The organism is Chryseobacterium taeanense, assembly GCF_900099685.1.
In the GTDB taxonomy this organism is placed as follows: Bacteria; Bacteroidota; Bacteroidia; order Flavobacteriales; family Weeksellaceae; genus Chryseobacterium; species Chryseobacterium taeanense.
The window spans coordinates 111796-135973 of the sequence record NZ_FNDW01000010.1 but is presented as its reverse complement, the minus strand read 5'-3'; the positions used below and the strand labels follow the sequence as shown (position 1 = coordinate 135973).

The window sequence follows — 24178 nt, the reverse complement described above, 5'->3', positions numbered from 1 at the left end:
TATTCATAGTAATGAAAAATACCAAATTTATATCATTACTTTTTGTTTTGTCTGCAGGAAGTATGATGTTTGCTCAGGATGACTTAATCAATAAGTTAAAAAACAATCAGTCTCAAAATGCTAATTTCCAGTTCACTACACTGAAGGATGTAGGTGCAACATCGGTAAAAAACCAGGGTTCTTCAGGAACGTGCTGGAGCTATTCCGGAAATTCATTCCTAGAATCTGAAATGCAGAGAATGGGTAAAAAGCCCGTTGATCTTGCAGAAATCTTTACCGCAAGAAATTCTTATCATGATAAAGCAAAATTATATGTTTTAAACAACGGAGCGATCAGCTGGGGTGACGGTGGAGAACTGCACGACGTAATCAATATGTATAAGAAATATGGGGCTGTTCCTCAGGATGTTTATACAGGTTTAAAGCAGGGGCAGACAATGAATAATTTCTCTGAAATGCAGGGTAAACTGAAGCCTGTTTTAGACAGTCTTGTTCAGGCCGGATCTAAAGGAAAACTCACAGACAACTGGATGTCTTCCGTAGATTCCATTCTGGATCAGTATTTAGGAAAAGTTCCTGCTAATTTTACTTACGAAGGAAAATCTTACACGCCAAAAACATTTGCAAAAGAAGTAGTAGGCATCAATCCGGAAGATTATGTAGAAATCTCTTCCTATAAAGATTATCCATACTATCAGAAATTCGTAGTTCCGATCCCGGACAACTGGAGCCATGATTCTGACTGGAATGTTCCAATGAAAGATTTAACGGCCATTATCGATAATGCTGTAAATAAAGGATATTCTGTGGGTTGGGCAACTGATGTTTCGGAACCTTATTTCTCTTACAAAAATGGAGTGGCTTATGTTCCGGACATGAACCTGGATCAGATCAATAAAGACAATAAAGGAACTTTATTTACAGAGCCTAAAAAAGACAAAACAATCACAGAGGATATGCGTCAGCAGGCTTTGAATAACCTGTCTACAACAGATGACCACGGTATGCATATCGTAGGACTGGCAAAAGACCAAAGTGGAAAGGAATATTATATGGTGAAAAATTCATGGGGTGTAACCAATGATTTTGAGGGATATATTTATGTGACAAGACCTTACGTGGAGTACAAATCTACCGCGATTCTGGTTCATAAAGATGCGCTGCCGAAAAGCATCAAAAAACAATTAAAACCAACTAAAAATATTGGTCTGTAAAAATGATCATTCTTGTCATGCAAATGGCAATTTTAGATAATTAAATCTTGTAAAACCGTTTTCAATTTTGAAGACGGTTTTATTTTTAGATTAATCTTAGATATTAATTTAAACATACGGTAAGTGACGTACTGTCAACACCTCGTTGACCGCCCGATAAAGGATATGTTGACCGTAGCATCAACGGTGCGTTGACCGCTCGGTTGAGGAAGCATTGAGAAAATATAGGTTAGCTATAGCTTTAATGGTAGTATTTGAATTAAAACTTGCATTAAAAATAACTCCGGCTCAGAACTTTGTTCTGAGCCGGAACTGTTAAAAAATTTAAATAGGTAATCAAGATATGGTAAAATAATCTATAGTGATTTCTTCTTCGCAGTGAATAGTAGATTGTCAATTCTGATAAAACTGACAGCGAAGCAGATTCACCTATTGACCAATAACTTTTAGTATAATACTCCAAGGCTTTCTGCTGAAAAATCAAGCAATGCTTCGGTATTTTGTTCTTTAATTTTCTTTGCCCATTCGGGATCCTGCAATAAGGCGCGACCAACCGCAACGAGATCAAAATCTCCTCTTTCAAGCCTTCTTGTTAGCTCTGTCAGATCTTCTTTTTCGGTTCCCTGTCCGGAAAAAGTACCCATTATATCTCCTTTAAGACCTACGGATCCTACGGTAATCGTTGGCTGACCGGTAATTTTCTTTGCCCATCCTGCGAAGTTGAGGTCAGAACCTTCAAATTCAGCTTCCCAGAATCTTCGCTGTGAACAGTGAAAAATATCGACTCCCGCTTCTTTTAACGGTAATAACCAGTCTTCCATTTCTTCCGGCGTATTTGCCAATTTTATTGAATAATCCTGCTGTTTCCATTGAGAAAGACGGATAATAATGGTAAAATCCTCTCCCACTGCAGCTCTGATTGCTTTTACAACATCTACAGCAAACTTACTTCTTTCCTTAATGGTCTTTCCACCGTATTCATCTGTTCTTGTATTGGTTACTTCCCAGAAAAACTGGTCAATAAGATAACCATGCGCACCGTGGATTTCCAATACATCAAATCCAAGATCTTTAGCTGATTTTGCCGATGCTGCAAACTGAGTAATCGTATCCTGAATATCTTCCAATGTCATTGTAGAAGCTTTTTCCATATCCTCCACAGGATAGTCGGGAGTACTTCTCGTATCACCTACGTGCCAGATCTGAGGTCCCATTTTTCCTCCATTTTCATGTACAGCGTCAATCACATTTTTCCATCCGTTTAAGGCTTCCGTTCCATAGAAATCCGGAATGTTCTGCATATTTTTTGAAGCAGGCCTGTTGATGACCGTTCCTTCAGAAAGGATTAATCCAACCTCTGCAGCTGCTCTTCTTGCATAATAATCTGCAATCTGCTGCGTCGGAACTCCGTTGTCTGATTGAGCTCTCGTCATCGGAGCCATTACGATTCTATTTTTTAGTGTTAAATTCTTGTATTGAAAAGGTTTAAATAATGATTCTGTGCTCATTTTTACACTTGTTTTTATTATTGTTACACAAAGTAACTAATAATAGTTCATTTTTGTATCTTTTAAAGTAAAAAAAGTGGTAACTTTGCGGTAACTGATAATGGTAACGTGGAGGTAACTTTTAAGGTTGAGGTAAAGGCTGAGATTGAGAGAACTTTAGGTTGGTGATATTTTAGAAGAGTTTATACTATCAAATTGCTGTACGCACTTATAAGCGAAGCGGCTTTGTGAAACTTGAAAACAATTAATATTAAAAATCTCTGTGCGCTCTGCGTTCAAAAAAAGATTATAAATGAAAAAGAACGAATTAATGCAATACAGCTGTCCGCTTGGCAAAGCCATGTCTGCTTTGGGAAGCAAATGGAAACCGATTATTGTTTTGGTCATTAAAGACCGGAAATTGCGTTTCGGTGAGCTTGCAGTGCGTATTAATATTATTTCCAGAAAAGTTCTTACCGATCAGCTTCGGGAAATGGAAGCCGATGGATTGATCATCCGTGAAGAGTTTAAAGAAATTCCGCCGAGGGTTGAGTATTCACTAACAGAGAAAGGTTTGGCATTGCTTCCGATTTTGTACCAATTGGAAGAATGGGAAATGAAATACCATGTGTATGATCCGGAAAAAGAGAAGGCTTGTAAGACTCTTTTAGAAAGTAAGAAAACCAAAAAGGCTGTTGTTTAATTTTATAAATTTCCAGATTCCCATTTTTTCCAACTATTATTAGATTGCTGAGTTGGTTTCCAATAAGAAGTGTCTTTTGTTATCAAAATTTTAGAAATAAGCTTATAAACTTCTTGTTTACTTGGTAAAATATCTGGATCGTAATGAAATTCATCGATTACCATTAATCTTTTAAGATCTTTAGGAATATATTTTTTGATTTCATCTTCTGATGCCGAAACTAAAATAGGATTTGTTTCATGATAAAACCTTATTAGATCTCCAAAACCAATTAATTTTTTTGGATTGTCATAATCTCTTATATTTATTCCTACTCTCTCATAATCTTTATAATTATTGTTAAATGGAATTAATTTACCGCGAACTTTTATCTCCTCGATATCATTTGCAATGAGTTCAAAGTTTTCTACATTAGTAGTGCCATTTTTATTTTCAATCCTCATATACTCATCACTGTCAATTAGCACAATATTACTTACATTTGAAATATAATCCCTATCAGGAAATCTGTCTATGGGATAATTAATGCAATTACCAATATAGTCAAGTTCAATCTCAGCCCTTGTTGCTCTATTTTGATAACCACTCTTTTCAAAAACAATGGCCCATTGATTTTCATTTGCATATAAATGAATTCTACTTCCGGCAGTTTCGAAATATCCGTGTTCCAAATCGAGAAAAAAATTATATTTAATATCCTGTGATCGAACTTTAGGATAATATTCACTGGGTTCTTGCTTATAAGCTAAATCTAATTGTTTTAAAATTTCATTTTCAGTATAAATCATCTGAGATTCTCTGGTTTGTTTATTATAAAAAATCAGGGTAAATAAAATAGCTATAACTGATATTAATCTCATAACTCCAATTGTTGCAAGAACTAATTTAGTAAAAAAACCGCTCTCAAAGAAAGCGGTTCCAAAATTTATCTAAAAGTTCCAGTTAAAATATCGCAGGATATTTCTGAGGATTTGTTTCATTAAATAGTGCGTAGATTTTCTCTACCATATCGTCTGCGGATGGCTTACTGAAATAATCTCCGTCACTGGCGTATGCGGGTCTGTGATCGTTGGCAGAAATCGTCAACGGATCAGAATCTAAGAATCTGAATGCTTTTTGTTTTTCTAAAATCTGCTGTAAAATAAACGCTGAAGTTCCTCCTTCCACATCTTCGTCGATCACTACCAATCGGTTGGTTTTCTTCACAGATTCAGCAATTTCATGGGTTAAGTCAAAAGGAATTAATGATTGAACGTCAATCACTTCCGCAGAAATTCCTAATTTCCCCAATTCCTCCGCTGCTTCCATAACAATTCTCCAGGTCGATCCGTACGTTACCAACGTCACATCACTTCCCTCTTTTGTTACCTCGATTTTTCCTACAGGAACCGTGAACTCACCTAAATTATCCGGTTGTTTTTCTTTTAATCGATATCCGTTTAAACATTCAACAATTACGGCAGGCTCATCACTCTGAAGCATCGTATTGTAGAATCCAGCAGCTTTTGTAAGGTTTCTCGGAACCAACACCAAAATTCCTTTGGAAAGGTTAAGAATCCCCGCCATCGGAGAACCTGAATGCCAAACACCTTCTAATCGGTGGCCTCTAGTTCTGATGATTACAGGCGCTTTCTGACCTCCTTTTGTTCTGTATTGAACCGTTGCCAGATCATCGCTCATTCCCTGTAAGCAATATAAAATATAATCTAAATACTGAATTTCAGCGATTGGTCTTAAACCTCTCATCGCCATCCCAATACCTTGTCCTAAGATCGTCGCTTCACGGATTCCCGTATCGGCAACACGAACTTCACCGTATTTTTCCTGCATTCCCTCAAGTCCCTGGTTTACGTCACCGATATTTCCGGCATCTTCTCCAAATACTAAAGTTTCAGGATATTTTTCAAAAATTTTATCGAAATTATTTCGCACCACTACTCTACCGTCAACATCTTCAGAATTTTCAGAAAAGACTGGTTTGATTTCTTTTACATTTTCAGCTTTCCACTGAGACTGAGAATATAAATGAGAAGAATAATTATCTTTTTCTACCTCAAAAATCTCATTGTATTTCTGCATCAGCTGGTTTCTTTCTGCAGAATTTGTTGCTCTTGTTGCTAATAAAGATCTTCTCACCAAATGAAAAACATCTTTCTTCGCCTTGGAAACCAATTTATTAAACTGAGTAATATAATTTTCAATTTCAGTGTTCTGACCTTTAAGGTTTTCAACTAAAGGTAAAACGGCATGAACTAAATCTGTAATTGTCTTCTGATAGTTTTCCCAGGCAGCTTTCTGTCCGGCTTTTACTGTTCTTTTAGCCTCTTCATCAATTGCATTTAGCTCTTCAGCAGTTGCCAGAACTTCTTCATGCCCGTCAATTTCGATGGAATAATTTAAAATCCATTCTTTAAATTTAACCAAGCCGTCGAATTGAGATTCCCAGGCGAGACGCTCTTCATTTTTATATCTTTCGTGAGATCCTGAAGTCGAATGTCCCTGAGGCTGTGTCACTTCAACAACATGAACTACCACAGGAACACTTTCTACTCTCGCAAACTGTTCTGCTCTGGCATAAGCATCCAATAATGACGGATAATCCCATGCTTTTACCTGAATAATTTCACATCCCTGGAATTCACCTTCTTTTCTCTGGAAACCGCTTAACATTTCAGCGATATCCGCTTTGGCTCTCTGATTTTTTGTAGGAACTGAAATTCCATAACCATCGTCCCAGATTGAAACGATCATAGGAACCTGAAGAGCACAAGCGGCATTCAACGTTTCCCAGAAGTGGCCTTCCGCAGTAGAAGCATCACCGATCGTTCCGAAAGCGATTTCGTTACCGTCTTTTGAGAATTTTTCTGAACCGTCAAATTTTACCGATTTATATATTTTAGAAGCCTGAGCCAATCCTAATAATCTTGGCATCTGGCCGGCAGTCGGAGAAATATCTGAAGAAATATTTTTCTGGGCCGTTAAATCTTTCCAGCTTCCGTCTTCATTCAAACTTCTTGTTGCAAAGTGCCCGTTCATTTGTCTTCCCGCAGAGGCCGGTTCTCTTTCAACACTGGTGTCTGCATACAACTGTGCAAAGAAACTCTCAACAGTCAATGCATTAATAGCCAATGCAAAAGTCTGATCTCTGTAATATCCCGAACGGAAGTCTCCATTTTTGAAAACTTTCGCCATTGCAAGCTGAGGAAGCTCTTTACCATCCCCAAAAATACCAAATTTAGCTTTTCCCGTAAGAACTTCTCTTCTGCCCAGATATGACATTTCGCGAGAAACCCTACCCAACTTATAATCTCCAAGTATTTGATTTTTAAAGTCTTGAAAGGAAATTTGCTGTGTTTCAATATAGGTTGTCTGCATAGCCCGATAAAAAATTTTATAATTCTTGAAGTATTTTGCTAATATACACTTTTTAAATTAATTTTAATTTTTAATAATCTTTTTTAAAAATTTGATAATAAAAAAAATTGTATTTATATTGGAAAAAAATTGTAAAGATGGAAAAGAAGTCCACCCATATTCTGAATGCTTCCAGCAATCTTTTGGGATTTTCACTGGTTATTATTACCTCTTTAAAGATCACTAAGATCAGTCACAGCACATATTTGGACGAGTTTGCAGGTGTTGCCTGTCTCTTCTTTGCATTCAGCTGTTTTTTTTCTTTTCTGGCAATCAGATCTCAACACGAAATGCGCGGACACAGATTTGAAACCATTGCGGATTATTTATTTTTAATCGCTTTATTTTGTATAGTTTTAGCTGTAATTATTGTGACGGTAAGAATAATTTAATTTAAAATTTTCGCTCAATTACGTAATCCAGCATAATATGTAAAGATTTTCTGGCTTCAGAATCGGGAAATTCATTAAGAATATCTTTGGCTTTTTGCTGAAAATCTTTCATGACAGAAATTGCATAATCCAGCCCTCCGGAAGTTTTAACAAAACTGATAAGTTCCTTTACTCTTTTCTGATCATTATTATAGCGCTTGATGGTATTGAAATAATACTTTCTGTCTTTTTCATCAGCCATCCTTAGGGTAAAAATCAATGGCAGTGTCATCTTCTGCTCCTTGATATCAATTCCTACCGGTTTTCCGATCACATTTGAAGTTAAATAATCAAAAAGATCATCTTTGATCTGAAATGCCATTCCGGTATAAGTTCCGAAATCCATCATTTTCTTCGACAAATCTGCATCAGTATTGTTCGACAAAACACCAATCTCGCAGCATGCAGCGATTAAGGTAGCGGTTTTCTGACGGATAATTTCATAATACACCTCTTCCGTGATATCCAGTTTTCTGGCTTTTTCAAGCTGTAAAAGTTCGCCTTCAGACATTTCACGAATTGTCCTGGAAATTACTCCAAGTAAATCATAATCTTTATGATCTGTTGATAGTAAAACTGACTTTGACAAAAGATAATCTCCTACCAAAACTGCAATTTTATTTTTCCACAAAGCATTGATTGAAAAAAAGTTGCGTCGTTTAAAACTTTCATCCACCACATCGTCATGAACTAATGTTGCTGTATGAATGAGCTCGATCATGGAAGCGCCACGATAGGTTTTTTCATTGACCTCACCTATAAGTTTTGCACAAAGAAAAACGAACATGGGACGCATCTGCTTTCCTTTTGTAGTAACGATAAAACGCGTAACCTTGTCTAATAAAGGTACTTTACTCTGCATGGATTCATAAAACTTCTGCTCGAAAAGTTTCATTTCCTCATTGATCGGTCGCTTGATTTCTTCTACAGTGTTCGCCACAATCTTTGGATGATGGATAAATTATTAATTCCCACAAAGATAATTTTTTTCAGTCAATTTTAAGGTAATATAATACGAATATCATTTTTTTAGTTTTACCGCAAAGTCACAGAGAATTATATAATTATTTGAATATTTTACGTTCACAAAGATGCTCGGCAAATGTTTAAATTATTAATCTTTGAGCCTTTCATTTGGAATAAAATACAGACTCTGCTTTGACCCACCTATTGGTGAATGAAATTTCTCACCGGAAATATAAATTCCGCTTTCATCCACGGCAATTCCTTCGATCTGACCAATCGATAAAGCACTTCCTAAATAATATCTTTTAGGATCCTCACTGAAAAATATTCCGGGAGCGCTTTCATTAAAGATATTTAGAAAAACTTCTGTTTTCTTTGTATAGCCGATGAGGTATAGTTTTTTGTTAAAATAAGAAGCATCAGTAACCACGAAATTTGTTTTGAAAGCTTCTATTTTCTGAGCTTCCTGCTTATCCGGGTAGTCAGGATCAATAGTATAATGTGTAGTAGATTTTGAATTCCATTCCTTGGTAAAAAGGTGGATTTTTCCGTTAAGATATATCATGGCTTCGGCATCAAAATCAGTAAAAGTATTTCTGGAAACAAAGTCTTTTTGCTCAGGATATTCAAAAGAAATCAAGCTCACCGAATCATTTTCAGGCACATTTCCATTAAATGGTATCTTATAAATTTCCAGATCTCTTCTCGTTCCTCCATTATTGCCGAAATCGCCGATATAGAAGTCCTTTCCATCATTTGCCAATGCTTCCCAGTCTTTATTTTTACTGTTGATTTTTATTGTATTTACGATTGTGCCTGTTGTTTTATCCAATTCAAAAAGTTCAGGTGAATTTCCGCTGTCATTGAATGTGTAAAGCTTTCCGTTCATCAAACTAAGACCAGACGTTTCCTTAATTCTTTCATCCAGATAACTTATTCTGTACTTTCTGATTTTTAACAGATTCGTTCTCTGAGAGAATGAAAGGGCAGAAATTGTAATTGCTAAAGCCAGAAATATTTTTTTCATTCCGTAAAAATATTATAAATGACCTTAATTTTTGTGTTATTTCAAGTTTATATAACAAAGAATATTTTTTTAACGCAGCGTCTAAGGACGTTTATTTAATTGCTTGAGAATTTTTCGTTTGCATCCCTTTGGTTAGCTTTGAGGTATTTTAACGCAGCGGGCGCAAAGCTTTATTTTAAATGATTGCATTTATTTTTCGTTCGCAAAGGCGTTAACAATCAGCAAATGTTTGAAGCATTGATATACGTAAGCCAATAAAAAGACGGACTAAATTCGCCTGAATTGATTATATAGATTGCGTTGAAAATCAATTAATGTTATTAAAACTTACGCTGTTTTCTTATGTGCTTCTGAGTTTTTCCTATTCTTCCGTGCCCAATAATCCTTTTGATACTGTCTCACTGTTTTTCCGGTTCCGTCATGCCGCCATCCGGGAGAATTAAAAATATAGTTGATTCGGTCTGAGAATTTTAAACCTGGTTGTTTAATATCTTTCCAGATTTTTCGCCATTCGTACAAAAGAACGGTATCAGGTTTATTGTCAGGCATTTTCGGATAAATTCCATATTTTACGGGTACATTCGGATCTTCTTTTTCAAATGTCCCGAACATTTTATCCCAGATAATCAGGCACATTCCCATGTTTCTGTCCAGATACTTGATATTGCATGCATGATGAACCCGATGATGAGAAGGTGTCACCAAAATATATTCTAAAATTCCCATACTTTTTACGGTCTGCGTATGAACCCAGGTTCCATAGACCTGTCCGATCGCATAAACAACCATAATATGCCATGGGTTAAATCCCAAAAAAGCTAGCGGAGAAAAATACAAATATCTGTAAAGCGGCTGCAGAACAGGACTTCTGAAACCTGTCGTCAGATTAAAATATTCAGAATTATGGTGGGTAATATGAACCGCCCAGAATGCTCTGGAATGATGATCTACATAATGAAGGACATAATAGGCAAAATCTGTAACAATGAAGCAAACCAGCCAGTACCATCCTGTAAATTCCCATGAAAAAAGCCTGAGATCATAAAAGAAAAACATGACACCCATAGCAAAAGCCTTCATCACAAGATCTAGCCCGAAGTTGAGCAAAGCAAGATAGATACTTGTAGCCACATCTTTGCCATTGTACAGTTTAGCTTCTGCGACATGACTGTAAATCATCTCTGCAAGAATAATTGTAGCGTGAACCGGAATTGACCAGGCATAAACGTTTTCAAGACCGTCTTTACCCATAAAATAATCCATCATTGTCACCTGATTTTGTGCAAAGTTAGGATTTTAAGAAAACGTTAAGGATTTTTTTTGATTTTTTTAATGAAATTTTAATCCGAAGTTTTATTAGCAAGCTGACCGCAAGCTGCATCGATGTCTCCACCACGGCTTTTTCTTACCATGCAGACAATACCTGCATTTTCAAGCTGACGAATATAATTTTCTTCTGCCTGTTTATTGCATTGGTCATATTTACCGTCACCAATAGGATTGTATTGAATTAAATTAACTTTAGAAGGAACCTGTTTACAGTATTTGATCAAAGCTTTGATATCTTCATCGCCATCATTTATTCCTTTCCAAACACAATATTCAAAAGTAATGACAGAACCAGTTTTCTGATACCAATATTGAAGCGCTTCCATAATTTCCGTTAAAGGAAATTTATCGGAAAAAGGCATGATCTCATTTCGCTTTACTTCGATGGCAGAGTGAAGTGACAAGGCCAGTTTCACTTTCAATTCCTCATCAGCCAACATTTTAATCATCTTTGGAATTCCTGATGTAGAAACGGTAATTCTTCTCGGAGACATTCCCAAACCTTCCGGCTGGGTGATTTTCCTGATGGCTTCCACGACGTTTTTGTAATTCATCATCGGCTCTCCCATTCCCATAAAGACAATATTCGAAAGCGGTCTGTTGAAATACATTTTACTCTGGCTGTCGATTAGGGCAACTTGATCCACAATCTCGGCAACTTCAAGGTTTCTCATTCTCTTGAGTCTTGCGGTTGCGCAGAATTCACAGTTTAATGAACAGCCAACCTGCGAAGAAACACAAGCTGTCGTTCTGGTTTCTGTCGGAATTAAAACTGATTCTACCAGTAGACCGTCGTGCAGTTTAACACCATTTTTAATCGTTCCGTCTGTACTCTTTTGGAGCTGATCTACAGAAACAGGATTAATTGTGTACTCTTCGGCTATTCTTTCACGAAGAGTTTTCGAAAGATTCGTCATTTCATCAATCGAATGGAGATTTTTACTCCACAGCCAGTCGTACACCTGTTTCGCACGGAAAGGCTTTTCTCCCAAAGAAGCAAAATAGTCTTTGAGCTGATCGAGTGATAAAGTTCTGATGTCTTTCATTGTAGGTAATAGGTTGCAGATAATAGGTAACAGGTGCCAACTGCGACCTGCTACCTTATACCTGATATCTTTTAAAGAATTAACATGGCATCACCGTAAGAGTAGAATTTGTACTTCTCTTTTACAGCTTCTTCATAAGCATGCATTACAAAATCTCTCCCTGCAAACGCTGCAATCATCATAATTAATGTAGATTTTGGCGTGTGGAAATTGGTAATCATACAATTGGCAACTCCGAAATCATGAGGCGGGTAAATGAACTTGTTGGTCCATCCGTGGAAAGCCGAAATTTTCTTGTTTGAAGAAACTGAAGTTTCCAGTGTTCTCATTGTTGTTGTTCCTACAGCACATACTCTTCTGTGCGAATCAACAGCATTATTGATGATCTGAGCATTTTTCTCGTCGATGAAAATTTCTTCAGACTCCATTTTATGCTTAGAAAGATCTTCTACTTCAATAGGATTGAATGTACCCAAACCTACGTGAAGAGTAACTTCTGCAAAATCAATCCCTTTAATTTCAAGTCTCTTCATAAGGTGTCTGGAGAAGTGAAGCCCTGCAGTAGGTGCAGCAACAGCCCCTTCTACTTTTGCGTAGATGGTCTGATATCTTTCAGCATCTTCAGGTTCGACATCTCTTTTGATATATTTAGGAAGCGGGGTCTCTCCCAATTCTTTCAATTTTGCTCTGAATTCTTCATACGAACCATCGAACAAGAATCTTAATGTTCTTCCTCTGGATGTCGTGTTATCGATTACCTCAGCAACCAAAGATTCGTCTTCAGTAAAGAATAATTTATTTCCAATTCTGATTTTTCTTGCAGGGTCTACCAATACATCCCAAACACGGGTTTCCTTATCAAGTTCTCTCAATAGGAAAACTTCGATTTTTGCGCCTGTTTTTTCTTTATTTCCATAAAGACGTGCCGGGAAAACTTTGGTATTGTTGAAGATAAAAAGATCTCCTTCATCAAAATAATCAACAACATCTTTAAACAGTTTGTGCTCGATGGTTTCAGTTTTTCTGTCCAAAACCATTAGTCTCGCTTCGTCTCTGTGTTCGGATGGATGTTCTGCCAATAATTCTGCAGGAAGATCAAAATTAAAATCTGATGTTTTCATTTTTTAAATTACGGTTTAAAAATTATCAAAATTACAGGGTGTAATTTTCGGACTGCAAATATACGACATTAGATACCCCTTTGTCAAGTATTATTTACATTGAAGCAAAAAACCGTGATTTTACGGCGAAAATTAAGCATGAAAATTGTATTTTGCGATTTAATTTTTACACCTATGAGCAAATATTCAATTGAATCTTTCGTCAACGAAACGAAAGAAAAACCTGAGCAGAGGGACTATTTTGAGCTGGAAAAACCTGCTCTTCTGGAAATTAACCTTAATAATCAATCAGTCTGGACAAAAATGGGAAGTATGGTCAGCTATGTCGGAAATATTAATTTTGAAAGACAGGGAATGCTTTCCGGAGGTTTGGGAAATCTGTTAAAAAAAGCAATCAGTGGCGAAGGAGCAAGGCTTATGAAAGCCGAAGGTACCGGGAAATTATATGTTGCCGACGAAGGTAAAAAAGTACGGATTCTTTATCTAAACAATGAATCGGTTTGTGTCAATGGTAATGATGTACTCGCCCATGAGCAAAGTGTAAAAAGTGATATTACGATGTTAAAAAGTATCGCAGGAGTTATGTCTGGCGGACTTTTTCAGGTACGATTATCAGGAACGGGGCATATTGCTATCACAACGCACGGCGAACCTCTGACTTTAATGGTTACGCCTGACGCACCGGTTTTTACAGATCCTAATGCAACTGTTGCCTGGTCGGGAAATCTGACTCCGGATTTAAAAACCAACGTTTCATTTAAAAGTCTTATCGGAAGAGGAAGTGGTGAAGAATTTCAGATGAAGTTTTCCGGAAACGGATGGGTATTGATTCAGCCGTATGAGGAAGTTTATAGAATTGAAAGATAAAACTTAAGTAGATAAATAATTTTAGCAGGGATAATTTTATTTCTGCTTTTTTATTTTAAAAAATCCAAAATTATTTTCCATTCATCCAATTTTTTTTCAAAAGAAACCGTATGAAGTGGACTTGTCGAAGGCATCTGATAAATAGGAACTCTGAAATTTTTACCTAAAATTTTCTGTAAATTTTTAAATGATTTTCCTCCGTTACAAAAGATCGCCCGGATATCCGGATGATTTTCCAGAAGTTCTTCAATCTGATTGGCTTCTTCATTTTTAATTTCCGAATCAAGGCTTCCTTTTCTTTCACAGGAATCGATAACATCCCATAGTGCAATATAGTTTTTCTTCAGCAGACCAATTCTTTCCGCATAATCTTCTGTAAATTCTTCATTAAATAATTCAAATATGATTTTCCAGAATTTGTTTTGAGGATGGGCATAATATTGTTGTTTTTCTAATGATTTCACTCCGGGAATGGATCCTAAAATTAGAATTTTAGAATTACTATCAATAATCGGCGGGAAAGAAGAAATTCTGTTTTGCATAAATCAAATTTATAGGTTTTTATATTTTTAACGCAATAAACGCTAAGATTTTCTTTTAAATAAAACTGAATATTTTTCGTTCGCAATGACGTTTCACTCAGCAAATGAACATATTTTTGAAAAGCAAAAAACGGACTAAAAAGCCCGTTTCTCTGTTGATTTTTTATATTTGCTACCCACCCCGTTAAAAAGTCTCTGAATTGTTGACATTCCTACAAAGAAGGAGAATTGATGATGGTAGATCACAGTTTATAAGGTTTCCTTTAACCAACCAAAGAATTCTCTCTGCCAAACCAAACCGTTTTGTGGATGAAGCACCCAGTGATTTTCATTAGGAAAATACACCAGTTTGGATTTCAAACCTCTTAACTGAGCAGCCTGAAAAGCTTCCTGCCCTTGTTCATAAGGAACCCTGTAGTCGATTCCGCCCTGAACGATCATGATCGGTTTATTCCATTTATCAACAAAATTGCTTGGATTAAATTCAGTATAAGCTTTCGGAAGTGGTTTTTCCCAAGGAGAACCTAAATCCCAATTCGCAAACCAAAGTTCCTCAGTTGTCAGATACCATGATTTCATATCAAATAATCCGTCATGCGCGATAAATGTTTTGAATCTGTTTTCATGGATTCCCGCAAGCATGAACACGCTGTACCCACCATAACTTGCGCCGATTGCCGCCACTCTTTCTCCATCAACATAAGGTAGCGTTTTGGCATAATCAGTTGCAGCCAAATAATCTCTAATGGGTTGTCCACCCCAGTCTTTAGAGATTTCTTCGTTCCATTTTGTTCCCCACCCTGGCATTCCTCGTCTATTTGGTGCGACAACGATATATCCGTTAGCTGCCATTAAAGCAAAATTCCATCTTGTGCTGAAGAATTGGGTTAATGCAGATTGCGGCCCGCCTTGGCAATACACTAAAGTAGGATATTTTTTATTCGGATCGAAATTGGGTGGATAATGGAACCACACTCCCATTTCTTTACCATCGGTGGTTTTCACCATTTTAAGTTCAGATTTTCCTTGAGAAAGACTTGCGTAGGTATCTTTATTCACATCCGTTACCTGTTGCATTTCTCCGTTTTTAATGTTCACGGAGAACAGTTCTGTTGCATGATTAATATCTGTTCTTCCTACTAAAAGGGATTTTTTCTGATCTGCAAAAATTTCATTGACATCAAAATTACCTTTGGTAATCTGCTGAACTTTAGCATTTTTTGGATCTAAAGAGAATAATTGTTTAGTTCCTCTGAATGCTGCCGTGAAATAAATAGTTTTAGAATCTGCACCCCAGAAAACATCTCCGGAAACACTTTCGTCCCAGCCTGCGGTAAGATTTGTTATTTTACCGGTTTTCCAGTCGAGGATTTTTACGTCATTTTTATCCGCTTCATATCCCTCTCTCGCCATGCTCTGCCAGATCAAAGATTTCCCGTCGGGACTGAATTTAGGGTTTACATCATATCCTTTATTAGATTCCGTTAAATTTTTCGTGGTTCCTTTTGCAAGATCATATGCAAAAATATCTGTGTTGGTGCTTGTTGAATATTCTTTTCCGCTTTTAGGTTTTGTAACATATAAAAGCTGGGAAGAATCCGGGCTCCAGATGAAGTCTTCAGTTCCTCCGAAAGGTCGCTGCGGAGAATCCCACATTTTACCATCGAGAAGATCTTTTGCAGCCTCTGCTTTGTCTGAAATATTCACTACAAAAACATGGTTGTATTTTCCTTCGTTAAAATAATCCCAATGTCTGTGATTCAAATCGGTATAAACCTGTGCTGTGGTTTTCGGAGTATCAGGATATTTATCTTTTCCCATTACTTTTTCCACCAGAACCTGTTTACTGAAAGCTATTTTCTTACCATCTGGAGAGATTACTACATTGTCAACTTCACCAATGGTATAAAATTCTGTCCATGTTTTTGCATTGTCTTTAGAAAGAAAAATCTTATCGCCTTCCTGTGCATAAATCCCGTTTTTATCCCACTGAATAAGAACTTTTTTTCCCAAATCCATTTTATCGGACTGGTTATTAATTACATTCAGAAAATAGTTTTCACTTTTGGTTTTTTCTGTTTTAAGATCTACCTGCCCTACTTTATAAATAAGCGAAGACTGATCGGGTGAAACGGCCTGTACTCCCACTTTTTTTAAAGTCCATAAAATTTCAGGCGTCATTACTTTTTGTGCATTCATTAAGAGCGGAGCTGCCAAAGCCAGCAGACTGTACTTTAATTTCATATTATTGATATCGTTTTTTGATTATGAAATATGGAACTTCATAATTCTGTTTAATTCAAAGGTTCCAAAGTTACTTATTTTTAACAACTGATTTATCAATTTTCAAATAAAAAAGAGCGAACAGAAGTCCACTCTTTATCAATCTTTGCTATGTATTTTTTTAATCTTTATCAGAAATCATTGAATTGACCAGTGAAGTTACCAAAGAAAGAAGAATACTGAATATCAGTGCCCACCAGAAGCCATCGACTACCATACTGTCGATAAAATAGTCGGCAATCAGAATGATAAGTGCGTTAATTACCAGTGCGAATAATCCCAGCGTGATGATCGTTAAAGGCAATCCTAAAATGCTCAATATCGGTTTTACAATCAGATTTAAAATTCCCAAAACGATGGAAAAAATAATAGCTCCGCCAAATCCTGAAAAGTGAACACCCGGTAAAATCATGGTAAGAAGATAGGCAACAATGGCTGTTACCAAAAGACGAATAATTAAGTTCATAATTTTTATTTTTTAGTTCATTAATTTGTTTATAACTTTCTACATTAAATATACTATAAATTCCTTAAAAGTTTACTTTATTTTCATCATCGTTACCAATGACGTAGCCACATGACTTTCAGATCCACCGTTTTCGTCTGTGGTATAAATTTCCGTACGGATGACACTGATCTTTGCGCCACCTTTTATGACATACGACTTTGAAACCAAAGCATCACCAATGGCAGGACGTAAATAATTGACTTTCAATTCCACGGTAACAACATAGCAATCTTCATCATAATGACTTACTGCAGCATATCCTGAAGAAACATCTACAAGCGAAGCAATCATCGCGCCGTTGAACATTCCTGCTTTTCTGGTCATAAGATCCATTTTAGGAATTTTCATGGAAATAAAGTCGGTTTCAACTTCCAATAATTCAGCTTTGTAAAATTTTAAAGTTTCAGAACGGTGAAAACTACCTGTGATGAGTTGCTTTTTTTCGGGTGTCATTATTTTTAATTTAAGACAAATATAACATAACTTAAAAATTTTCACTTAAATTGAATTTATAGAATAAGGAAACTGTAAATTCGTTTATTTATAAAACGCCAAAATCATCCTATGAGCAATGATTTAGTCTATAAATTTGTAAAGCCCGTTCAATCCTTTAGTGATTTAGTGTACGGCTATTCTTCGCTTCAAAATCTATCAACATTCAATGAAGGCATTATTATTCCAAATGGTAAAATCGATTTACTTTTTTGCAAGACCGTTCATAATGAATTTAAAATTGTTTTGATGGGGCTGGAAACCCAACCTAAACCCATGCCGAAAAGAGAAATTTCTTCTTTTTTTGCTATTAACTTCAATCCGCTTGCTCTGGAATATATCCTTCAACAATCTATTGCAGATTTTGTAAACGGAGGAAAAGAGCTTCCTTCCGATTTCTGGGGCTTTACGATTGAAGACCTGGAAGATTTTGATAAATTTACCGAAAAAGCTTCTCAAAAAATAAAATCTTTATTACCTGAAAAAATTGATGAACGAAAACAAAAACTTTTCGAACTTATTTTTTCGAGCCACGGAGAAATCGCAATCAAAGATCTTGCGGAAAGTATTAATTGGAATGAGCGCCAAATTAACCGTTATTTTAATAAGCATTTAGGAATTTCATTAAAATATTATTGTAAAATCCTGCGTTTTCAGGCCTCTTTGTATCATATTAAAGACGGAAATCTTTTTCCTCAGCTTAATTTTACCGATCAGTCTCATTTTATTAAAGAAATTAAAAAGCTTTCCGGGGTTTCGCCTAAGGAACTTTTTAAAAACGAAAACGACCGATTTTTACAATTTTTGATTTATCATACAACCTAATTTTGTGGCATAAAATTTTAAAATTATGCTCATAAAAAATAAATCTATTGCCGTTGTTGGTGGTGGTCCGGGTGGATTGACGCTGGCAAGATTGTTACAACTAAAAGGTGCCGAAGTAAAAGTATTTGAAAGAGATCTTAATAAAAATGCACGGGTTCAAGGCTCTCCTCTTGATCTTCATGATGATTCCGGGCTGGCTGCCATTCGTAAGGCAGGTTTGCTGGAAGAATTCAAACAAAACTATCTTATTGGTGCCGACAGGGAACTTATCATGAACGAAAATGCTGAGATTTTTTTTAGCGATCATGAATCGAAACCTGAAGAAGATTTCGGAAAAGAGCATTTTCGTCCAGAAATAGATCGTGGTACATTACGGAAAATCTTACTGGAATCTTTACAACCGGCAACTGTAGTCTGGAACAGTCATTTTGTTTCTATGGAAAATCAGGGTGAAGGATGGCTTTTGCATTTTAAAAATAATACAACAGCTTATGCAGATATTGTTATAGCCTGTGATGGTGCCAATTCTAAAATCCGCCCATACATTACGGACAGCAAAGCTTTTTACACCGGAATCACCATGCTTGAAGGAAATATTCAACAGGTAAAAGAAGCCGCTCCAAAAGTTAATGCTTTGTTGAGAGGCGGAAAAATAATGGCTTTCGGAAACAATAAAAATCTTTTGATGGGACAAAAAGGAAACGGCGATATCGGTTTTTACGCCAGTTTCAGAACGGATGAAAACTGGGCATCAGAAAGCGACTTAGATTTCACTGATAGAACTCAAATATTAGATTGGTATAAAACGACTTATCCTGAATGGGACAGCATATGGCTTGAACTGTTTGAAAATACAGAAACTCCTTTTATTCCACGTCCTATTTACTGTATTCCTTTTGATCAGACCTGGGAAGCACAATCTAATATAACCATGATCGGCGATGCAGCACACGTAATGCCTCCATTTGCGGGAGAAGGAGTAAATATGGCGATGCTTGATGCACTGGAACTGAGCGAATGCCTTACCTCTGACAAGTATAAAAATTTGCGTGAAGCTATTTCGTCATACGAGATCAGCATGAGGAAAAGGTCTGCAAAAGTGGCAAAAGAATCTCTAGACAACGGAGAATTGATGCACGCTGAAAATGCTCTTGAGAATATGCTGAGCTTTTTCAAGAGTCATCATTACTAAACAAACTTATCAATAATACTTAAAATAGAAATGCTATGAAGTATTTCTATTTTTTTTTGATAAATCCAGGATCAGACAAGGATGATGTTAAAATGTTCATTTATTGATAAAACTCCTTCTGTCATATTTTCAGGATGTGTGCTAAAACCTTTCAGTTTTGAAGTTTTTCCTTTTATGATTAAATCCATCAACTGTTTATCGGAAAGTTTTTTTCCAAAGATTTCAAATGAAACTTTAAATCCGCAGTTTTTAAAATCTGAACATCCGACGGCCGTTTTTCCCTTTATGAGATGATGTTCCTTGCATTTCGGACATTTGATTTCTTCCCAGGACTGAAGTTCTTTTTTAGCAGCAGGTTCACGTTTTTTCTTTTCCTTCACCTCTTTTTCTTCTTCCAGATTGATTACTTTTCCTTTTCCGTAGACTACTTTTTCGGTAAGCTCTGTAACCATCTGAATGAGTTCCTCTTTAAAATGATTGGCTTCATATTCACCCTTTTCAATTTTGCGAAGTTTAAGCTCCCATTCTCCAGTAAGTTCAGGACTTTTAAGAAGTTCGTCTTCAATGGTATCAATCAACTGAATTCCGGTTTGGGTAGCGATGAGGTTTTTTCTTTTCTTTTCGATGTACTTTCTTTTAAAAAGCGTTTCGATAATGTTGGCACGGGTAGACGGTCTTCCGATTCCGTTGTTTTTGAGCAATTCACGAAGTTCTTCGTCTTCTACCTGTTTTCCGGCTGTTTCCATAGCACGGAGTAGCGTTGCTTCGGTGTATGGTTTTGGCGGCGACGTTTTCCCCTGATGAATCATCGGATCGTGCGACCCGGTTTCTCCAACCGTGAATTCGGGAATGGTTTGTTCTTCCTCTTTATCCTTTTCCTTTTCGGTTTCATCTTTCGGTTCTTTGGCATAAACGGCTCTCCAGCCCGGTTCAAGAATCTGTTTTCCACTCGTTTTGAAAGGAATGGTTCCTACTTTACCTTCCACGAGCGTGTTGGAAATTTTACATTCAGGATAAAAAACGGAAATAAAACGTTTTGCAATTAAATCATAGATCAGTTTTTCTTCGCGGCTCAGATTCTGAGAAGGCGGAACTTCCGTGGGAATAATCGCATGGTGATCCGTAACTTTCGTGTCGTCAAAAACGGCTTTGGATTTTGGAATAGGAGCTTCTAATAAAGGAGCAATAAGATCCTGATAGAATGACATTTTCCTGAGGATGCCTTCAATTTTCGGATATAAACTTTCTGATAAATACGTCGTATCTACACGCGGGTAGGTAACGTGTTTTTTCTCGTACAGGCTTTGGATATACTTTAATGTATTCTCTGCGGAGTAGCCATACTTTTTGTTCGCTTCCACCTGCAGGCCGGTCAAATCAAACAGCCTTGGATTTTTTTCTCTTCCTTCTTTAATTTCAAAAGAAACGATCTCAAAAATATTTTCCTTCAGATATTCAAGACCTTTTTCGGCACGTTCCAGAGTTTTTAAACGATCGATGGCTGCGTTGAAGATTACATCTCTATATTTCGTTTTGAGCTCCCAGTATTCTTCTGTGGTAAAAGCGTCAATCTCTTTCTGACGTTGCACAAGCATTGCCAATGTCGGAGTCTGCACCCTTCCAATAGAAAGAACAGCTTTATTTCCTCCGAACTTTTTAGTAAAAAGTCTTGTCGCATTGATGCCTAAAAGCCAGTCGCCCACAGCTCTGGCATTGCCCGCAAGATAGAGATTTTTATAGTCTTCGGCAGGTTTTAAGCTGGCAAAGCCTTCTTTAATTGCTTCTTCCGTAAGGGATGAAATCCAGAGGCGCTGAATAGGTTTATTGCATTTTGCTTTCTGCAACACCCATCGCTGAATGAGTTCTCCTTCCTGCCCGGCATCCCCGCAGTTGATGACCTCATCACATTCGGCAACTAATCTTTCAATGACTTTGAACTGGTTTTCAACGCCTTTATTGGGGATTAATTTAATTCCGAAATTATTGGGGATTATCGGTAGCAGAAACAAATTCCAGGATTTGTACTGCGGACCGTAGTCGTGAGGTTCTTTGAGGGTGCAGAGATGCCCGAAAGTCCATGTCACACAATAGCCGTTTCCTTCCATATAACCTTGTTTGGGAGTGGTAGCACCCAGTACTTTGGCGATATCTCTGGCAACACTTGGCTTTTCTGCAATACAAAGTTTCATGAATGTTCGGGGATTTTGAAGAGGGACAAAAATCGGGATTTTTTTTGGATTCTGCTAATTTGTTGTAGGCTGATGGTTGATCGTTTTTGATTGATCGTTGAGGGCGTGAATGATAGCTTACAAGCAATATCCTGATTTTACCATGAAAGAAATACAGTTTACATCGTTCCAAATACAAATTACATCACAAGAAAGTTATTTGGAGTCGCAAAAATGTAACATGAAGTCGCAAGAATGTAACTCGCAGGCGTTAAAATTATATCTGTACTTGCAAAAATGTTGTTTACTTATGCAAGAATGTAACCCGAAGTCGTAAGAATGTAACCCGGAATCGTAAAAATGTAACTTGCGGATGTAAGAATGTTATCCAAGGTTACTAAAAATATCGCCGGAGTTGTTAGAATTGAAGATTTTCAACATTCCAACTCATAAATCAGCTCATTCTCCCAAAGGCTATTTGTTTTTTTGTTTTTTATAAATAATAATTTTACAAATGCTTGCTTCCTGTAATTTTTAATTCATTGAGATCAAGTTGAGACTCTGCTTTTCGGATTTCATCATCACTAAATTGTTTTTCTCTTTTCATTTTAAAGAGTTCTTTACGCTGTAGGGCAAAAATATCAAGCATGATCTGATGATATTCACTGAGATCATGCTGCCTGTTGGTACACATTTCAATGGAGCTTAAATGGTTTTTATGAAGATTGATATCATTTTCAATGGTATTTTTAAAGTTCTCTACGAGGCTGTTGGTATTGATATTCGATTGGTATTTTTGATGAAGCCTGTTCAGCGCCAGTTTATCGAGCCTCAGCTGAATTCCTGCCTGTTGCTCATGTGAAGGCTGTATGGGATCAATTTCACCAATTTTAATCAGTTTTATAATCAACGGAAGCGTAAGTCCCTGAAAAATAAGGGTTACAAAAATTACTACAAATGTTATGAAAATGATTAAATTCCTCATTGGAAACTCCGACTGTTCATTCATCATAACCGGAATCGAAAGCGCTGTCGCCAGAGAAACAACACCTCTCATTCCTGCCCAGCCGATAATTAAAGGATTTTTCCATCCCGGTGTGGGGTCTTTACGCACATTTTTACTAAGCCATCTCGGAATATGAGCTACCGGATATATCCACAACATTCTTACGATGATGACGATAAAGCTGATAATCAGCCCGTACTTGATCCCTTCTATTAAAGAAGTTTTTCCCAGTCCGTTGATGATATCAGGAAGTTCAAGGCCTATGAGTACAAACACCAATGCATTCATCACAAAGATCAGGGTGTTCCAGACACCGAGCATATTAACTCTTGTTGTTCCTGTTTTAAAGATCTCATGGGAACGGAATGACATGAATAATCCGCCGCTCACTACTGCCATTACTCCGGAATAGTGAAAATGCTCCGCAGAAAGAAATAAAATATAGGGTGTAATCACTGTAAGCGCTGCATCAATTGCAGGGGTTGTCGGCAGGAATCTGTGAATGGCATAAAAAATATGCGCCCCGGCAACTCCCACAACAACGCCCATTCCTGCGACAAGAAAAAACTGTCCGGTGGCTTCCTGCATGGAAAATACGCCTGTCATTACCGCCGCTAGAGCAAATCTGAAAACGATAAGCGATGAAGCATCATTAATAAGGCTTTCGCCTTCAAGTATAGCCAGCGTACGTTTGGGAACTTTTAATCCTTTTAAAACCGTTGTTGCCGCAACAGCATCCGGAGGTGATACAATTCCGCCCAGTAAAAATCCTAATGCGAGCGTAAACCCTGGAATTAAAGCCTGTGAAGCAAATGCCACGACCAGTGATGTCAGGAAAACCAGTCCGAATGCTAGAAGCCCGATGGTTCTTTTCCATTTCCAGAAATCATTCCATGAGGTGTACCATGCCGCTTCATATAAAATCGGTGGCAGGAAAATCAGGAATACGATTTCCGGATCAAGCTTTAAGACCGGAACTCCGGGAATAAAACTGATTCCCAATCCGGCCAGCACCAAAAATATTGGATAGGCTATTTTAATTCTTTGTGCCAGCATGACAAGCAGCATGACGATAAGAAGGAGGCCTAGTATAAGAAGGAGTTTTTCGTGCATCGTTTTTTATTTATTATCTGTGGTTGCAATTCCTTTTGGTTCAAAAAAAAAATTTCTCTCTAAATATATACTTTATCCAATAGCTTTCGTTTCAGTTTAATTTTCTTCTTTTAACCATACATCATTGTATTGTTCAGGATTTCTTTTGAACTGCGCATGAACATATGGGCACAGCGGTACTATTTTAAGGTCGTTTTCCCTTGCATATGAAACCAGTTTATCTAATAATATTTTCGCAAATCCTTTTCCTGCATGTTCTTCGCTGACCTCGGTGTGATAAACAGTTAATTTATTTCCCATTACCGAAATATCCATTTTTCCGGCCTTGTTGTCGTCTGAGAAGAGCAGTATTTCACCTCTTACATTTCCTAAAACTACTTTCGTTGTTTCCATAATATATAAATTTTTATTGCCTATTGCCTATTGCCTATTGCCTATTGCCTA

21 protein-coding genes are annotated in these 24178 nt (G+C 36.9%); 6 read left to right on the top strand and 15 right to left on the bottom strand.

Annotated elements, in window-relative coordinates; all coding sequences use genetic code 11:
- Positions 1 to 11: 11 nt before the first annotated feature.
- Positions 12 to 1214, top strand: coding sequence for a C1 family peptidase (locus tag BLR30_RS13740; protein WP_089859991.1), 1203 nt, complete (start codon positions 12 to 14; stop codon positions 1212 to 1214).
- A gap of 446 nt (positions 1215 to 1660) precedes the next feature.
- Here the strand turns inward: BLR30_RS13740 and BLR30_RS13735 are convergent, their stop codons facing one another.
- Positions 1661 to 2722, bottom strand: a complete 1062-nt coding sequence (locus BLR30_RS13735; protein ID WP_089859988.1) for an NADH:flavin oxidoreductase — start codon at positions 2720 to 2722, stop codon at positions 1661 to 1663.
- A 292-nt stretch (positions 2723 to 3014) separates the two neighbouring features.
- On the opposite strand from BLR30_RS13735, the gene BLR30_RS13730 reads away from it, so the two are divergent.
- Positions 3015 to 3404: a winged helix-turn-helix transcriptional regulator gene (locus tag BLR30_RS13730; protein WP_089859985.1), complete on the top strand. Its 390-nt coding sequence runs from the start codon at positions 3015 to 3017 to the stop codon at positions 3402 to 3404.
- Between the two features lie 2 nt (positions 3405 to 3406).
- Here the strand turns inward: BLR30_RS13730 and BLR30_RS13725 are convergent, their stop codons facing one another.
- Positions 3407 to 4264: a DUF7003 family protein gene (locus tag BLR30_RS13725; protein WP_089859982.1), complete on the bottom strand. Its 858-nt coding sequence runs from the start codon at positions 4262 to 4264 to the stop codon at positions 3407 to 3409.
- Positions 4265 to 4346: 82 nt separating this feature from the next.
- A complete protein-coding gene (locus BLR30_RS13720; RefSeq protein WP_089859979.1) occupies positions 4347 to 6779 on the bottom strand; it encodes an alpha-ketoacid dehydrogenase subunit alpha/beta in 2433 nt (810 codons plus the stop codon).
- Positions 6780 to 6916: 137 nt separating this feature from the next.
- Between BLR30_RS13720 and BLR30_RS13715 the strand changes: the two genes are divergently transcribed.
- Positions 6917 to 7210 (top strand): hypothetical protein, encoded by a 294-nt coding sequence (locus tag BLR30_RS13715; RefSeq protein ID WP_089859976.1) that lies wholly within the window; start codon positions 6917 to 6919, stop codon positions 7208 to 7210.
- Between the two features lies 1 nt (position 7211).
- Here the strand turns inward: BLR30_RS13715 and BLR30_RS13710 are convergent, their stop codons facing one another.
- From BLR30_RS13710 to queA, 5 genes are all read right to left on the bottom strand, one after another.
- A complete protein-coding gene (locus BLR30_RS13710) occupies positions 7212 to 8189 on the bottom strand; it encodes a polyprenyl synthetase family protein (protein ID WP_089859974.1) in 978 nt (325 codons plus the stop codon).
- Positions 8190 to 8363: 174 nt separating this feature from the next.
- Complete coding sequence (locus BLR30_RS13705) at positions 8364 to 9242, bottom strand: hypothetical protein (RefSeq protein WP_089859971.1); 879 nt, start codon at positions 9240 to 9242, stop codon at positions 8364 to 8366.
- A 327-nt stretch (positions 9243 to 9569) separates the two neighbouring features.
- Complete coding sequence (locus tag BLR30_RS13700) at positions 9570 to 10508, bottom strand: sterol desaturase family protein (RefSeq protein ID WP_089859968.1); 939 nt, start codon at positions 10506 to 10508, stop codon at positions 9570 to 9572.
- 74 nt (positions 10509 to 10582) lie between these two features.
- Positions 10583 to 11617: a dual-specificity RNA methyltransferase RlmN gene (gene rlmN, locus BLR30_RS13695; protein ID WP_089859965.1), complete on the bottom strand. Its 1035-nt coding sequence runs from the start codon at positions 11615 to 11617 to the stop codon at positions 10583 to 10585.
- A 71-nt stretch (positions 11618 to 11688) separates the two neighbouring features.
- The gene (gene queA / locus BLR30_RS13690) at positions 11689 to 12738 is read right to left on the bottom strand and encodes a tRNA preQ1(34) S-adenosylmethionine ribosyltransferase-isomerase QueA (RefSeq protein WP_089859963.1); all 1050 of its coding nucleotides are present in this window, start codon (positions 12736 to 12738) and stop codon (positions 11689 to 11691) included.
- 174 nt (positions 12739 to 12912) lie between these two features.
- Between queA and BLR30_RS13685 the strand changes: the two genes are divergently transcribed.
- Positions 12913 to 13605, top strand: a complete 693-nt coding sequence (locus BLR30_RS13685; RefSeq protein WP_089859960.1) for an AIM24 family protein — start codon at positions 12913 to 12915, stop codon at positions 13603 to 13605.
- A 50-nt stretch (positions 13606 to 13655) separates the two neighbouring features.
- Here the strand turns inward: BLR30_RS13685 and BLR30_RS13680 are convergent, their stop codons facing one another.
- The 4 genes from BLR30_RS13680 to BLR30_RS13665 form a co-directional block, all read right to left on the bottom strand.
- Positions 13656 to 14147, bottom strand: coding sequence for a DNA-deoxyinosine glycosylase (locus BLR30_RS13680; protein ID WP_089859958.1), 492 nt, complete (start codon positions 14145 to 14147; stop codon positions 13656 to 13658).
- A gap of 249 nt (positions 14148 to 14396) precedes the next feature.
- Complete coding sequence (locus tag BLR30_RS13675; protein ID WP_089859955.1) at positions 14397 to 16391, bottom strand: S9 family peptidase; 1995 nt, start codon at positions 16389 to 16391, stop codon at positions 14397 to 14399.
- 160 nt (positions 16392 to 16551) lie between these two features.
- Entirely contained in the window at positions 16552 to 16896 is a 345-nt protein-coding gene (locus BLR30_RS13670) for a phage holin family protein (RefSeq protein WP_089859952.1), read from the bottom strand.
- 72 nt (positions 16897 to 16968) lie between these two features.
- Complete coding sequence (locus tag BLR30_RS13665; protein ID WP_089859950.1) at positions 16969 to 17391, bottom strand: PaaI family thioesterase; 423 nt, start codon at positions 17389 to 17391, stop codon at positions 16969 to 16971.
- Between the two features lie 111 nt (positions 17392 to 17502).
- Between BLR30_RS13665 and BLR30_RS13660 the strand changes: the two genes are divergently transcribed.
- Positions 17503 to 18255: a helix-turn-helix domain-containing protein gene (locus BLR30_RS13660; protein ID WP_089859947.1), complete on the top strand. Its 753-nt coding sequence runs from the start codon at positions 17503 to 17505 to the stop codon at positions 18253 to 18255.
- 25 nt (positions 18256 to 18280) lie between these two features.
- A complete protein-coding gene (locus tag BLR30_RS13655; RefSeq protein ID WP_089859944.1) occupies positions 18281 to 19447 on the top strand; it encodes an FAD-dependent oxidoreductase in 1167 nt (388 codons plus the stop codon).
- A 71-nt stretch (positions 19448 to 19518) separates the two neighbouring features.
- Here the strand turns inward: BLR30_RS13655 and BLR30_RS13650 are convergent, their stop codons facing one another.
- The 3 genes from BLR30_RS13650 to BLR30_RS13640 all read right to left on the bottom strand — a co-directional run bounded on the left by BLR30_RS13650 (position 19519) and on the right by BLR30_RS13640 (position 24127).
- Positions 19519 to 21636, bottom strand: a complete 2118-nt coding sequence (locus tag BLR30_RS13650; RefSeq protein WP_089859941.1) for a type IA DNA topoisomerase — start codon at positions 21634 to 21636, stop codon at positions 19519 to 19521.
- A gap of 487 nt (positions 21637 to 22123) precedes the next feature.
- Positions 22124 to 23734 carry a Na+/H+ antiporter gene (locus tag BLR30_RS13645; protein WP_089859938.1) on the bottom strand — a complete coding sequence of 537 codons (1611 nt, stop codon included), beginning with the start codon at positions 23732 to 23734 and terminating at the stop codon, positions 22124 to 22126.
- Between the two features lie 96 nt (positions 23735 to 23830).
- Positions 23831 to 24127 carry a GNAT family N-acetyltransferase gene (locus BLR30_RS13640; RefSeq protein WP_089859936.1) on the bottom strand — a complete coding sequence of 99 codons (297 nt, stop codon included), beginning with the start codon at positions 24125 to 24127 and terminating at the stop codon, positions 23831 to 23833.
- Between the last annotated feature and the right edge of the window lie 51 nt (positions 24128 to 24178).

Coding starts and splice junctions, on each gene's coding strand:
- BLR30_RS13705 (WP_089859971.1), bottom strand. CDS start 9,242: ATGAAAAAAATATTTCTGGCTTTAGCAATTACAATTTCTGCCCTTTCA.
- BLR30_RS13725 (WP_089859982.1), bottom strand. CDS start 4,264: ATGAGATTAATATCAGTTATAGCTATTTTATTTACCCTGATTTTTTAT.
- queA (WP_089859963.1), bottom strand. CDS start 12,738: ATGAAAACATCAGATTTTAATTTTGATCTTCCTGCAGAATTATTGGCA.
- BLR30_RS13645 (WP_089859938.1), bottom strand. CDS start 23,734: ATGCACGAAAAACTCCTTCTTATACTAGGCCTCCTTCTTATCGTCATG.
- BLR30_RS13670 (WP_089859952.1), bottom strand. CDS start 16,896: ATGAACTTAATTATTCGTCTTTTGGTAACAGCCATTGTTGCCTATCTT.
- BLR30_RS13650 (WP_089859941.1), bottom strand. CDS start 21,636: ATGAAACTTTGTATTGCAGAAAAGCCAAGTGTTGCCAGAGATATCGCC.
- BLR30_RS13730 (WP_089859985.1), top strand. CDS start 3,015: ATGAAAAAGAACGAATTAATGCAATACAGCTGTCCGCTTGGCAAAGCC.
- rlmN (WP_089859965.1), bottom strand. CDS start 11,617: ATGAAAGACATCAGAACTTTATCACTCGATCAGCTCAAAGACTATTTT.
- BLR30_RS13660 (WP_089859947.1), top strand. CDS start 17,503: ATGAGCAATGATTTAGTCTATAAATTTGTAAAGCCCGTTCAATCCTTT.
- BLR30_RS13700 (WP_089859968.1), bottom strand. CDS start 10,508: ATGATGGATTATTTTATGGGTAAAGACGGTCTTGAAAACGTTTATGCC.
- BLR30_RS13675 (WP_089859955.1), bottom strand. CDS start 16,391: ATGAAATTAAAGTACAGTCTGCTGGCTTTGGCAGCTCCGCTCTTAATG.
- BLR30_RS13685 (WP_089859960.1), top strand. CDS start 12,913: ATGAGCAAATATTCAATTGAATCTTTCGTCAACGAAACGAAAGAAAAA.
- BLR30_RS13665 (WP_089859950.1), bottom strand. CDS start 17,391: ATGACACCCGAAAAAAAGCAACTCATCACAGGTAGTTTTCACCGTTCT.
- BLR30_RS13640 (WP_089859936.1), bottom strand. CDS start 24,127: ATGGAAACAACGAAAGTAGTTTTAGGAAATGTAAGAGGTGAAATACTG.
- BLR30_RS13655 (WP_089859944.1), top strand. CDS start 18,281: ATGCTCATAAAAAATAAATCTATTGCCGTTGTTGGTGGTGGTCCGGGT.
- BLR30_RS13680 (WP_089859958.1), bottom strand. CDS start 14,147: ATGCAAAACAGAATTTCTTCTTTCCCGCCGATTATTGATAGTAATTCT.
- BLR30_RS13735 (WP_089859988.1), bottom strand. CDS start 2,722: ATGAGCACAGAATCATTATTTAAACCTTTTCAATACAAGAATTTAACA.
- BLR30_RS13720 (WP_089859979.1), bottom strand. CDS start 6,779: ATGCAGACAACCTATATTGAAACACAGCAAATTTCCTTTCAAGACTTT.
- BLR30_RS13740 (WP_089859991.1), top strand. CDS start 12: ATGAAAAATACCAAATTTATATCATTACTTTTTGTTTTGTCTGCAGGA.
- BLR30_RS13715 (WP_089859976.1), top strand. CDS start 6,917: ATGGAAAAGAAGTCCACCCATATTCTGAATGCTTCCAGCAATCTTTTG.